The organism is Clostridium sp. TJA020, assembly GCF_058310295.1.
Genome location: NZ_JBZEFC010000001.1, coordinates 499,892 through 512,887, shown reverse-complemented (window position 1 = coordinate 512,887; position 12,996 = coordinate 499,892). Strand labels below are relative to the sequence as shown.

The 12,996-nt window shown below is 26.6% G+C and carries 11 protein-coding genes; 10 read left to right on the top strand and 1 reads right to left on the bottom strand.

Annotated features, from left to right (window positions below; genetic code table 11):
• Positions 1-39 precede the first annotated feature (39 nt).
• Genes AC4FQ1_RS02770 through AC4FQ1_RS02755 form a run of 4 tightly spaced genes read left to right on the top strand, consistent with a single transcriptional unit; the run spans position 40 to position 3,827 of the window.
• Positions 40-1,734 carry a recombinase family protein gene (locus AC4FQ1_RS02770; RefSeq protein ID WP_491168871.1) on the top strand — a complete coding sequence of 565 codons (1,695 nt, stop codon included), beginning with the start codon at positions 40-42 and terminating at the stop codon, positions 1,732-1,734.
• 48 nt (positions 1,735-1,782) lie between these two features.
• On the top strand, positions 1,783-2,565 hold the full coding sequence (locus tag AC4FQ1_RS02765) for an ATP-binding cassette domain-containing protein (protein WP_491168971.1): 783 nt from the start codon (positions 1,783-1,785) through the stop codon (positions 2,563-2,565).
• Positions 2,566-2,568: 3 nt separating this feature from the next.
• Positions 2,569-3,168, top strand: coding sequence for an ABC-2 transporter permease (locus AC4FQ1_RS02760; protein ID WP_491146817.1), 600 nt, complete (start codon positions 2,569-2,571; stop codon positions 3,166-3,168).
• A gap of 2 nt (positions 3,169-3,170) precedes the next feature.
• A complete protein-coding gene (locus AC4FQ1_RS02755; protein ID WP_491146818.1) occupies positions 3,171-3,827 on the top strand; it encodes an ABC-2 transporter permease in 657 nt (218 codons plus the stop codon).
• 37 nt (positions 3,828-3,864) lie between these two features.
• Here the strand turns inward: AC4FQ1_RS02755 and AC4FQ1_RS02750 are convergent, their stop codons facing one another.
• Complete coding sequence (locus AC4FQ1_RS02750) at positions 3,865-5,421, bottom strand: ABC-F family ATP-binding cassette domain-containing protein (protein WP_491168870.1); 1,557 nt, start codon at positions 5,419-5,421, stop codon at positions 3,865-3,867.
• Positions 5,422-5,582: 161 nt separating this feature from the next.
• On the opposite strand from AC4FQ1_RS02750, the gene AC4FQ1_RS02745 reads away from it, so the two are divergent.
• From AC4FQ1_RS02745 to AC4FQ1_RS02720, 6 genes are all read left to right on the top strand, one after another.
• On the top strand, positions 5,583-5,873 hold the full coding sequence (locus tag AC4FQ1_RS02745; RefSeq protein WP_303127662.1) for a metal-sensitive transcriptional regulator: 291 nt from the start codon (positions 5,583-5,585) through the stop codon (positions 5,871-5,873).
• Positions 5,874-5,910: 37 nt separating this feature from the next.
• A complete protein-coding gene (locus tag AC4FQ1_RS02740; RefSeq protein ID WP_491168970.1) occupies positions 5,911-6,876 on the top strand; it encodes a calcium/sodium antiporter in 966 nt (321 codons plus the stop codon).
• A 205-nt stretch (positions 6,877-7,081) separates the two neighbouring features.
• The gene (locus AC4FQ1_RS02735) at positions 7,082-7,774 is read left to right on the top strand and encodes a FadR/GntR family transcriptional regulator (RefSeq protein ID WP_303127657.1); all 693 of its coding nucleotides are present in this window, start codon (positions 7,082-7,084) and stop codon (positions 7,772-7,774) included.
• 221 nt (positions 7,775-7,995) lie between these two features.
• Positions 7,996-9,516 (top strand): L-lactate permease, encoded by a 1,521-nt coding sequence (locus AC4FQ1_RS02730; RefSeq protein ID WP_491168869.1) that lies wholly within the window; start codon positions 7,996-7,998, stop codon positions 9,514-9,516.
• 56 nt (positions 9,517-9,572) lie between these two features.
• Positions 9,573-11,984 carry a glycyl radical protein gene (locus tag AC4FQ1_RS02725; RefSeq protein ID WP_491168868.1) on the top strand — a complete coding sequence of 804 codons (2,412 nt, stop codon included), beginning with the start codon at positions 9,573-9,575 and terminating at the stop codon, positions 11,982-11,984.
• 60 nt (positions 11,985-12,044) lie between these two features.
• Positions 12,045-12,974: a glycyl-radical enzyme activating protein gene (locus tag AC4FQ1_RS02720; protein ID WP_303127649.1), complete on the top strand. Its 930-nt coding sequence runs from the start codon at positions 12,045-12,047 to the stop codon at positions 12,972-12,974.
• Positions 12,975-12,996: the final 22 nt, after the last annotated feature.

Below are 12,996 nucleotides of genomic sequence, written 5' to 3'. Positions count from 1 at the left end.
GTTATTATTTTGTTGTGATTATAGAAGATTGGAGGAAATATGCCACGTAGAAGAAAATCACAGGAGTCAAGATTGACAAATAACAGGACTATATGGAAAGTTGCTGTTTATATTAGGCTTTCTCGTGAAGATGGAAATGATGAAAGTTTAAGTGTTATAAACCAGAAAAAGATACTTAAAGAATATTTAGAGGAAATGTTTGAAGAGGAATATGTTTTGGTTGATTTTTATGTTGATGATGGATTAACAGGAACTGATGATGAGCGTGAAAGCTTTCAACGTATGATTAAAGATGTAAAGCAAGGAAAAGTAAATTGTATTATCTGTAAGACATTAGCTAGGGCATTTAGAAATTATTCAGATCAAGGATATTTTCTAGAAGAATTTTTACCATTACATAGGACAAGATTCATTTGCTTAGGAAGTCCTAAATTTGATACTTATTTAAACCCAGAAGCAATTACTGATGGATTGGACGTTCCTATTACAGGATTAATGAATGACAGGTATGCTGCAAGAGCTTCTGCTGATATACGACGAACATTTAATACAAAACGTCGTAATGGAGAATTTATAGGGGCTTTTGCTCCATATGGGTATAAGAAGTCACCAGATAATAAGAATAAACTTATTATTGACGAGGAAGCTGCTCAAGTTATAAGAGATATTTTCCGTTGGAGAGTAGAAGAGGGTATAAATAAATTAGGAATTGTGAGACGTCTGAATGAACTTGGAACATTAACACCTACCAAATATAAACATAGTAAAGGTTTGATGTTAAAAAATCCAAAGCTAGATAAACAGGATGGTATGTGGTCTATGAATACAATATCTACTATATTAAAAAATCGAATGTATATAGGAGATATGGTACAAGGACGACAAAGAGTTATAAGTTATAAAGTTCATAAAACTATTTGCACTCCGGAAAATGAATGGTTCATTGTAGAAAATACACATGAAGCTATTATCGACAAAGATACTTACTTAAAGGCTCAAGAATTAGATCAGAGAGATATAAGAATGTCTCCAAAAGGAAGAAATGTATACTTGTTCTCTGGATTTTTAAGATGTGCTGACTGCAAAAGAAGTATGACAAAGAAAACAAAGAAAAATAAGTTAAATGACGGAACTGTTAAAGAATATAATTATTATATATGTTCGACATATGCATTGAAAAGTAAGTTTAAATGTAGTAGACATTCCATTAAACTAGAAATACTGGAAGAAGCAGTTTTAAAGGCAATTCAGATACAGATAGCTATGGTTGAAAATATGAGCGAAGTTATTTCTGAAATCAATAAGCAAGCCACAATTGTCAATCAGTCATCAAGATTAAAGAAACAACTTAATGAAAAACAAAAAGAATTAGAAAAAATTATTTGTGTTACAGATAATCTATATATGGATTGGAAAAGTGAAGAAATTAGTAGAAATGAGTATGCTAGAATGAAATCGAGGTTTGAAATTAAAGCTGAGGAAATTAGACGCATTATATCTAATATAGAAGCTGAAATACAATCATCTTCAAAAGGAGTTGGAGATAATGATCCATATCTAAAAACATTTTTGAAGTATAAAAATATAAAAGAACTTAATAGAGGAATATTAATAGAATTGATAGATACTATTTATATTCATGAAAATAATGAAATTACTATTCAATTTAAATTTGCAGATCAATGTAAGAGGTTGAAGGAATTTATAAAGGACAACCACTTTTCTAAAAACTAAAATACAATAATTAGTTAATTATATCATTTTAGTTAATCTTTATTTGCTATTCAGCAAACTTGTCTATACGTCAATGGTTCAAATGGAGCAGGTAAAACAACATTAATTAAATCTATAATGGGACTTTTAAAGGTGAATTCTGGAGATATAAAAGTATTTAATAAAAATATTAAAGATAATGAAATTTTTATAAAGGATAAGATAGGTTTTGTTTATGATGATTGTTATGCTTTTGAAGAATTTTCTTTAGAAGAAAATAAAAAAATAATATCATCATTTTATTCAAAATGGAATGAGGAAAAATATAAAAATTATATAAAAATATTTAATTTAAATAGTAAAAAGAAGCTGAAAGAATTATCAAAGGGACAAAAGATGAGATTTTCTTTAGCTATTGCACTTTCACATAGTGCAGAACTTTTAATATTAGATGAACCAACATCAGGACTTGATCCTGTATTTAGAAGTGAGCTTTTAGATATTTTATTTAATCTTATTGGAGAAGAAGAAATTTCAATATTATATTCTACTCATATAACTAATGATTTAGAAAAATTAGCTGATTATATAACATTTATAAATGATGGAAAATTACAATTTTCTATAGAAAAAGATACTCTTTTGGATAATCATTTCTTAGTTAAAGGGCCTTTAGATATATTAGATAAAAGTATAGAAAGTAAGTTTATAGGGGTTAAGAGAAATAAATATAATTTTGAAGCTTTAACAGATAATAAGATATGTGTAAAAGAATTAGGGGATAAAGTTATTTTAGAAAAGGCTAATTTAGACGATATAATAGTTTATTATTCTAAACATAAAGAGGTGTAATTTATGAGTGAATTATTAAGGATAGAATTTTTAATTCAAAAGAACTATATAAAAAGCTTAGTTATAAGCATTATTGTAATTTTATGCAGTTTTACTTTAAGTAATTCTATAAATAATATTCAGTTTATGTCTATATTTTTTACTTTTTATTTCATAATAGTTTCAATTCAAATAGAAAAAAGAAATAAATTCAATATTTATTTAAATTCCTTGCCAATTAAAAAAGAGAAATATGTTTTATCAAAATATTTAAGTTCTATTATTTATATTATATTAACTAATATACTTTTTCTTATAATATCATTGTTTTTTAATTTTATTTTTAATAGAACTATGTCTACATGTTTTTCAAATATAATTACAACCCTTTCAATACAATTTTTGTATGCTTCAATTATACTTCCAGTTTTTATAAATATAAATTATAAATATATAAAATTTTTTAATGTAGCATTTTCGGTGATTACAGTAATATTCTTAATGGAAATGCAAATTAAAACAACCTTATTTATAAATAATTTTAAATTTTTAATTTTTAGTATAATAGTATTTTTAATATCTTTAATGCTTTCAATATTTATCTTTAAAAGAAGGGATGTTTAATAATGAATAATTTAGTTTTAAAAGATATAAAAATACAGACTAAAATATATATAGTGTATATTTTATTTTTAATATTTTTAATAGCTTTAATTATAAAAAATAGAGAAAATAATTTATATGTTAATTTGCATGCTATTATGACTATAGTTTTTTCTTTTTCTTTTTCTTTATTAAGTATAAGTTTTATAATAGCGAAAACTTCTGGGAATAATATAAACAAGCTTTTAAAATCATTACCAATAAAAGCGGAAGAAATTGTACTTGGTAAAATTAAAACAACTATATCTATATTTTTTATATACTATATACCTGTTTTGTTAATCCAAGTGATAGTAAATAATATATTAAATATAAGTTTTTTAAGTAACATGTATATTATGATATTTTCATTTATAATATTTTATATAGTTGCATTGACTAATTTATTTTCAGCTTTACTATTTCCAAATAGTAATATAAATTTTTATATTAGGTTATTTTCAGTTTTAATATCTATATTTTTAATTGGGAATATTGTATCAAGTGATATAGAAGTAAATACGCTATTTATTGTAAATAATTTAAATATTATTGCTTTATGTTTAATAATAATTTTAATTGTATTATCTATTATTTCATATAAAGTTGTATCAAAAAAGTTTAATAATTTAAATTTATAAAAAAGAGTTAGCTAAATTTTAGCTAACTCTTGAAATTTTATATTATTTTAGTAGTCCAATCTTCACAATTCCAAATTTCTGTAACTATATCTTTATAAAATTCAGGTTCGTGAGATACTAAAAGTATCGTTCCTTTATATTCTTTTAAAGCTCTTTTAAGTTCATCTTTTGCATCAACATCTAAGTGGTTTGTAGGTTCGTCAAATATTAAAATATTTGTTTCTGTATTTAATATTTTACAAAGTCTAACTTTTGCAGCTTCACCACCAGATAAAACTCTAATTTTAGATTCAAGTTGTTTTGTTGTAAGACCACATTTTGCAAGAGCTGATCTTATTTCATATTGAGTTTTGCTTGGAAATTCTTCCCAAACTTCTTCGATACAAGTATTATTGTTATCTTCTCTATCTTCTTGTTCAAAGTATCCTATTTGTTGATAATCACCTAAATGGACTTTACCACTTAAAGGCTTAACTTTTCCAAGTAAACTTTTTAAAAGAGTAGATTTACCAAGACCATTAGCTCCAACTAACGCTATTTTTTGACCTCTTTCCATATATAGATTAAGTGGTTTTGTAAGAGGTTTATCATATCCTATAACTAAATCTTCAGTTTCAAATATAACTTTTCCAGAAGTTTTTCCATATTTAAAATTAAATTCAGGTTTTGGTTTTTCTTTAGTAAGTTCTATTCTTTCCATTTTATCTAGTTTCTTTTGTCTAGATTTGGCCATACCAGTTGTTGCTACATTAGCTTTATTTCTGGCAACGAAATCTTCAAGTCTTGCAATTTCTTTTTGTTGTTTTTCATAGGCTATTTCAAGTCTCTTTTTATTTTCATCATAAATTCTCTTAAATTCATAGTAATCCCCAACATATCTTGTAAGTTTTCTTTCCTCAACATGATATATTAAGTTTACAACATCATTTAAGAATGGAATATCATGAGATATAAGTATAAATGCATTTTCATAATTTTGTAAATATCTTTTAAGCCATAATATATGTTCTTCATCTAAGTAGTTAGTAGGCTCATCTAAAAGTAATATATCTGGATTTTGAAGAAGTAATTTACCTAAAAGAATTTTAGTTCTTTGTCCTCCTGATAAATCATCAACATCTTTATCAAGACCTAAATCTAAAAGACCAAGACCTTTAGCAACCTCATCAACTTTAGCATCTATCATATAAAAACCATTATTATCAAGCATATCTTGAATTGTTGCAGTTCTTTCAAGCATTTTATTAAGTTCATCTTCTGAAACTTCACCCATTTTTTCATATAAAGAATTCATTTCAGCTTCTAAATCAAATAAATATTTAAATGCATCTCTTAGTGCATCTCTTATTGATGTACCTTTTGTTAATACTGCGTGTTGATCCATATAGCCAACTCTAACATTATTAGACCATATAACTTTACCTTCATCTGGCATTAGTTTACCAGTAATTATATTCATAAAAGTAGACTTACCTTCTCCGTTTGCTCCGATAAGTCCAACATGTTCGCCTTTTAATAATCTAAAAGAAACATCTTCAAATATAGCTCTATCTCCAAAGCCATGATTCATATTTTTAACAATAACTATACTCATTTTTTCCTCCTAAAAATATATTGCTAACAATAAGTTTAATGGTAGTATAATATTTTGTAAAGAAAAAGTGTACAATATTAATGACTTTCAAAAAATAGAAAAATAATGTATTATATTATAATAAGAATAAATACCGTAGGGAGGTATAAGGAGGACAACGTATGGATAATGATATATTAACTTTTGATGAGCATAATGAAAAGCTTAGAAAAGATATAATGAACAGATTAAGAAGAATAGAAGGGCAAGTTAAAGGGATACAAGGTATGATGGAAAAGAATGCTTGCTGTGGTGATGTTCTTGTTCAAATAGCAGCTATAAGATCTGCAATTAATAATGTTGGTGGACTTATTATAGAAAATTATGCAATAAATTGCTTAGGATTAGATGATGAAGATGAGCAAAAAAAAGTAAAAGTTTTAGTTAAAAAAATAAATAGTTTTGTTAAATAAGTTTTATTAGAAAGGGAATTTTAATATGACAAATTTTATATATGTGGTGTTATTAATAGTAGGGTTTATCCTTTTAATAAAAGGAGCAGATATATTTGTTGATGGAGCATCTAGTATAGCAAAAAAAGCTGGAATACCTTCTGTTATAGTAGGGCTTACGATAGTGTCACTTGGAACAAGTGCTCCTGAACTTGCCGTTAGTTCAATTTCAGCATTTCAAGGTAATAATGGTATAGCAATTGGTAATGTACTTGGTTCTAATATATTTAATACTTTAGTAGTTTTAGGTGGAACTGCTATTGCTAGAACTTTAATAATAAAGAAAAATGTAATTAGAAGAGATTTTTTTATAAATATTTTAGTAATATTAGCTTTATATTTTGTTTGCTTTGGATTTTCAATTGATAGAAAAGATGGAATTATAACTAGATTAGATGGTATAATTTTATTGATATTTGCAATTATTTATACAATATTTTTAATATTCAGTGCAAAAAAAGGAAGATCAAATTCTGAAGATATTAAAGAATTTAACAATATTAAAACTTTACCTAATGTTATAAAAGTTATTGTTGGAATTTTAGCTATTATTTTAGGCGGAAAGCTTGTTGTAGATTCAGCATCTCAAATAGCTTACTCTATAGGAATGAGTGAAAAATTAGTTGGACTTACAATTGTTGCGGTAGGAACATCACTTCCAGAACTTGTAACATCAATAGTTGCAGCTCTTAAAGGAGAAACAGAGATAGCAATTGGAAATGTATTAGGATCTAACATATTTAATATACTTTTAATATTAGGACTGTCTTCTACAATAAACCCAATTGTTGCTTCTGGAAATTTATCTATAGATTTATTATTTTTAATAATATCAACTTTAATAATAGGGGCTATTATATTTATAAATAATAAAGAAAATATAAAAAAATTAAATAGGATAGAAGGAACATTTTTAGTTCTTTTATATGTAGGATATCTATCCTATATAATTATAAGAAACTAAATTTTAGCTTGCATTTTATGCAAGCTTTTTTTATTATGTAATTTTTAATTATATTTATACATTTAAATGATTTAGTAAACAAAGTATATAATATATTAAATATTATATTAAAAGGTAAATGTATATACATTATATATACATTTATGCTATTAATATATTTATAGAATATAAAATAAGTTAAAAATAATAAAGGAGATGAATAAGGATGAATAGTTCAACAAAAAGCACAAAGGTTTATGAGCAGGTAGTAGAACATATAAAAAATATGGTTGAAGATGGTGAACTTAAAATGGGAGAAAAGTTACCAACAGAAAGAGCTATGGCAGAAGATCTGAGTGTAAGTAGGGCTTCAATAAGAGAAGCTATAAGATCTCTTGAAGTAATCGGTTTAATAGAAAGCAAACAAGGTGCGGGAAATTATATAAAAAAAGATTTTAATGATATACTTTTAGAGCCATTATCAATGATGTTTATGTTAAAACAAGGATCATCAATGGATATATATGAACTTAGAGAAGTTTTAGAACTTTCTACTATAATGTTATCAGCTAAAAGAATAAATGAAAAAGAACTTGAAAAATTAAAGAATTTAATTAATATGTTTAAGGAAAGTGATATAGAATCGAACAATGTAATTATAGATAAAGAATTTCACTATACTATAGTAAAAGCAGCTAACAATGAACTTATAACAAATCTTTTAAATGTAGTATCACAATTAATGGACAAGTTTATAACTGACTTAAGAAAAAATATATTAGAAAGTAGTGAAAATAAAGAGAAATTATTAGACTTACATGAAAGAATTTATCTTGCACTTGAGGCAAAAGATGATTATAAAGCGTATATAGCACTTAAAGAACACTTTAAATTAATAAAAGAATATATAAAGTGTTAAATAATTAACAAAGTAATAAGGAAACTAATGGAAATTAAAAGTTAATAATTTGTTCTTAAAAGGGAGTCATATTTGATGACTCCCTTATTTTTTGTTAATACGTTTACAAAAAATATGTGTTAAAAAAATAACAATACTGGAAATACCTAGAATAAAGGAGTACAATAAAATTGAAAATTGGTCATACCACCTAGTTAGTATATATAATGAAGGAGGAAATGATGAATATTTATTTAAAATTTATAATTGCATTATTACCAATAATTCTGCTTATGGTAGCACTTGGTGTATTTAAAGTTGCAGGATATAAAATTTGTCCTATAACTTTAATAGTTACTATAATACTTTCGATTACTATTTGGAAAATGCCGTTTGATATTGCAATATCAGCAGCATTAGAAGGCATAGCACTTGCTATTTGGCCTATAATGATAGTAATTATAGCTGCGGTATTTACTTATAATTTGTCGTTGCATACTGGTAGTATGGAAATCATTAAAAAAATGATGATGGAAATAACTACTGATAAAAGAATTCTGGTATTAATTCTTGCATGGGGATTTGGAGGATTTTTAGAAGCTATTGCAGGGTTTGGAACTGCTGTTGCTATACCAGCTAGTATAATGGCTGGGCTTGGATTTAATCCACTTTTTGCGGCAATAATTTGTTTAATAGCAAATACAACTCCTACAGCATTTGGAGCTATAGGGCTTCCAGTAACAACTCTTGCTCAAGTAGCTAATTTAAATGTAAACGAATTATCCTATGCAGTAAGTATTCAATTATTTCTATTTATTATTGTAGTTCCAATTATATTAGTTATGATAACAGGAAAGTCGGTTAAGGCAATAAAAGGAGTTTTAGGAATTTCATTAGTTTCAGGAATATCCTTTGCATTACCACAAGTTTTAATTGCTAAGTATATTGGAGCTGAATTACCAGCTATATTAGGCTCAATTCTTTCAATGGCTTTAACGGTTTTAGTTGCTAAGTTATTTTATAAAGAATCAGCAAGTAAAAATAATAGTTTAACTACAAAAAAGAAGATTTGGGCTTGGACGCCATTTATATTAGTATTTTTATTTATATTTTTCACTTCATCACTTTTCCCATTTATTAATGAAAAGTTATCCTTAGTGAAAACATCAATAAAAATTTACAGAGGAACTGGTGCAAAGCCTTATACATTTTTATGGCTTGCAACTCCAGGAACACTAATAATAATAGCAACATACATAGGAGGAATAATTCAAGGTGCAAAATTTAAAGAGATATCATTAGTTCTTCTCAAAACATGTAAACAAATGGGTAAAACGGCCATAACAATAATGTCTATAGTAGCTCTAGCTAAAGTTATGGGCTATAGTGGAATGATTAAATCAATGTCAATAGTATTAGTAGCAATAACAGGAGGATTTTATCCAATAATTGCACCATTAATAGGGGCACTTGGAACCTTTGTAACAGGTAGCGATACTTCTGCAAACGTTTTATTTGGGGAACTTCAAGTTGAAGTTGCAAAAACTTTACACTTGAATTCATATTGGCTTGCTGCAGCAAATACTTGCGGAGCAACTGCTGGTAAAATGATATCTCCTCAAAGTATAGCAGTTGCTACTGCTGCAACAGGTCTTGTTGGAGAAGAAGGAAAAATATTAAATTCAACACTTAAGTTTTGCTTGGTATTTGTAATATTGTTTGGACTTTTAACTTATTTATTAGGTCCCGTATTTGGGTTTTAATTTAAAAAAGTAAAAATAATTAAAATTAATTATTTTAAAAGATAGGGGAGATTTAAGTGGAAACTTTACAAAGAGGATTTGAAAAACCTACAAAGAGAGTGGAAATTTTAAAAGAAGAAATTTTATCTGCTTTTCCTGAAATTGAAGTAGATAGAGCTAGAATTTTAACTGATTCTTTCAAGAAAACAGAAAATGAACCTATAATAATAAGAAAAGCAAAAGCGTTAAAAGCTCTTTTAGAAAAAATGCCTATAACAATAAGAAATGGAGAACTTATTGTTGGAAGTTTAACTAAAAATCCAAGATCAGCTCAAGTTTATCCAGAATTTTCAAACAAATGGCTTGTAGATGAATTCGATAAATTAGAGAAAAGAACATCAGATGCATTTAAAATTTCAGAAGAAACTAAAAGTGAATTGAAAGAAATATTTAAGTACTGGGATGGTAAAACTGTTAGTGAACTCGCTACAGCTTATATGCCAGAATCAACAAAAAATGCAATGAAAGCTAATGTATTTACTGTTGCAAATTATCATTTTAATGGTCTTGGTCATATATCAGTTGATTATGAAAAAGTTTTGAAAAACGGATTTTCTGGAATAATTAAAGAGGTAAAAGAACAAATTAAGAAGTCAAAAGAAAGTGATCCAGAATATATTCATAAGAAAATGTTTTGGGATGCTATTTTAATTTGTTGTAATTCAGCAATTGATTATGCACACAGATATTCAAATCTTGCAAAAGAATTAGCAAGTAAAGAAAAAGATGAAACAAGGAAAAAAGAATTATTAGAGATATCAAGAATTTGTAATAAGGTTCCTGAATATCCAGCTGAAACTTTTTATGAAGCTTGTCAATCTTTTTGGTTCATTCAATTAATAATTAGTTTAGAATCAAATGGCCATGCTATTTCTCCAGCACGTTTTGACCAATATATGTATCCTTTTTACAAAAAAGATTTGGAAAATTCAGAAAAATTAAAAGATTTTGATAGAGAAGTGCTTCATTGCTTATGGGTTAAGTTTAATGACTTAACAAAAGTTCGTGATGAAACTACAACTAAAGCCTTTAGTGGATATTCAATGTTCCAAAATTTAATTGTTGGTGGACAAACTCCTGATGGAAAGGATGCAACAAATGATTTAACTTATTTGTGTATGGATGCAACAGGAAGTTTAAAATTACCACAGCCATCTTTATCAGTTAGGGTTTGGAATAATTCACCTGATGAATTTTTAATAAGAGCATGCGAAGTAGCTAGATTAGGAACTGGATTACCTGCTTTTTATAATGATGAAGTAATAATTCCTATGCTTGTAAATCAAGGATTAACTTTAGAAGATGCAAGAGATTATGGAATAGTTGGATGTGTTGAGCCACAAAAACCTGGTAAAACAGATGGATGGTATGATGCAGCATTCTTTAACTTAGCTAAAGTATTAGAAATTGCAATTAATGATGGAACTGAAAATGGAAAGAAAGTTGGATCAACTACTAAAAGTTTTGCTGAGTTTGAAAGTATTGACGATTTAATTGAAGCATATAAAAAACAAATACATTTCTTTGTTAACCATATGGTAGCAGCAGATAACTGCGTAGATATTGCACATAGAGAAAGAGCTCCACTTCCATTTTTATCATGTATGTTAGATGATTGTATTTCTTTAGGAAAATCAATACAAGAAGGTGGAGGACATTATCGCTTCTCAGGTCCTTTAGGAGTTGGTGTAGCTAATGTCGGAAATTCATTTATGGCAATAAAAAAATTAGTATTTGATGAAAAGAAAATTTCTTTAGAAGAATTAAAAGAAGCACTTAATAGTAATTTTGGTAAAGATTTAGAAGATAAAGAGAAAAAAATGAAATATGAAAATATTAGACAAATGCTTTTAAATAGAGCACCTAAGTTTGGTAATGATATAGACGAAGTAGATGAATATACAAGGGAAGGTTCTCTTATATATTGTGAAGAAGTTCTTAAACATTATAATCAACGTGGTGGAAGATTTTTACCAGGATTATATCCAGTATCAAACAATGTACATTTAGGTTCATTAGTTGGTGCAACACCTGATGGTAGAAATTCAGGAGAACCAATTGCTGATGGAGTTTCTCCAACTAGAGGAACTGATGTGAATGGACCAACAGCGGCTGCAAATTCAGTAGCAAAATTAGATCATTTTAGTGCTCCAAGTGGAACATTACTAAATCAAAAATTTAATCCTTCAACACTTGAAGGTGATAATGGTCTTAAAAATTTAATGAATTTAATTAGAAGCTATTTTGATAAAAAGGGAATGCATATGCAATTTAATATAATAAGTAAAGAAACTTTACTTGAAGCACAAAAGCATCCTGAAAAATATAGAGACTTAATAGTTAGAGTTGCAGGATATAGTGCTCAATTTATATGCTTAGATAAAGGTGTTCAAGATGACATTATAAAAAGAACAGAATTAGAATTATAAGTTTTATAATATTAATTTTATAAATTAAATATAAAAATTTACTTAAGAAGGGTAAATAATATGAGCAATATACTTAACAATGAAGAAAAAGGTTTAATATTTAATATACAGAGATTTTCAGTAAATGATGGACCAGGACTTAGAACAATTGTTTTCTTTAAAGGATGTCCATTGAGATGTTTATGGTGTAGTAATCCAGAGTCTCAACATAAATTTGAAGAATTGATGTTTAATAGTAAAAACTGTATAGGTTGCCATAACTGTGAAAATGCATGCGAGCATGATGCTATAGATTTTAAAAATAATTATATAATAAATAAAGAAAAATGTATCAACTGTAAGGAATGTTTAGATGTATGTTATTCTAATTCTTTAGTAGAAGTTGGTGAATATAAAACTATAAAAGAAGTATTAGATATAGTAAAAAAAGATTTTGTACAATTTAGGAGATCAGGAGGTGGAATTACCTTATCAGGAGGTGAGCCTTTAATGCAACCTAAATTTGCAAGAGAATTACTTAAATGCTGTAAGCAATCTTTAATAAATACAGCAATAGAAACAACTGCTTATGCGGATGAATCTGCTATAAATGAAGTTTTTCCTTTTGTGGATTTAGCATTAATAGATATTAAAAGCATAAATGATGAAAAACATATAAAATTTGTTGGACAAAGTAATAAAAAAATACTTAATAATATAAGGTTAATAGATAATTTATGCAAAAATATAATAATAAGAGTTCCTATAATTCCAAATTTTAATTGTGATGAGGAAAGTGTTAGAGAAATAGCTAAGTTTTCAAAATCTATAAAGAATTTAGTTGAAATTCATATATTACCTTATCACAGATTAGGAGTAAATAAATATGAATGTTTAGGAATAGATTATAAAATGTCAGAAAATATAGTTAGTCCTAATAAAGAAACTATGGAAAAACTAAAAAATATTGTAGAAAAAGAAGGTATAAAGTGTAATATAGGAGCTGTTTAAAATCTGATATTACTGTAAACGT

Coding starts and splice junctions, on each gene's coding strand:
- AC4FQ1_RS02770 (WP_491168871.1), top strand. CDS start 40: ATGCCACGTAGAAGAAAATCACAGGAGTCAAGATTGACAAATAACAGG.
- AC4FQ1_RS02760 (WP_491146817.1), top strand. CDS start 2,569: ATGAGTGAATTATTAAGGATAGAATTTTTAATTCAAAAGAACTATATA.
- AC4FQ1_RS02755 (WP_491146818.1), top strand. CDS start 3,171: ATGAATAATTTAGTTTTAAAAGATATAAAAATACAGACTAAAATATAT.
- AC4FQ1_RS02750 (WP_491168870.1), bottom strand. CDS start 5,421: ATGAGTATAGTTATTGTTAAAAATATGAATCATGGCTTTGGAGATAGA.
- AC4FQ1_RS02745 (WP_303127662.1), top strand. CDS start 5,583: ATGGATAATGATATATTAACTTTTGATGAGCATAATGAAAAGCTTAGA.
- AC4FQ1_RS02735 (WP_303127657.1), top strand. CDS start 7,082: ATGAATAGTTCAACAAAAAGCACAAAGGTTTATGAGCAGGTAGTAGAA.
- AC4FQ1_RS02730 (WP_491168869.1), top strand. CDS start 7,996: ATGAATATTTATTTAAAATTTATAATTGCATTATTACCAATAATTCTG.
- AC4FQ1_RS02720 (WP_303127649.1), top strand. CDS start 12,045: ATGAGCAATATACTTAACAATGAAGAAAAAGGTTTAATATTTAATATA.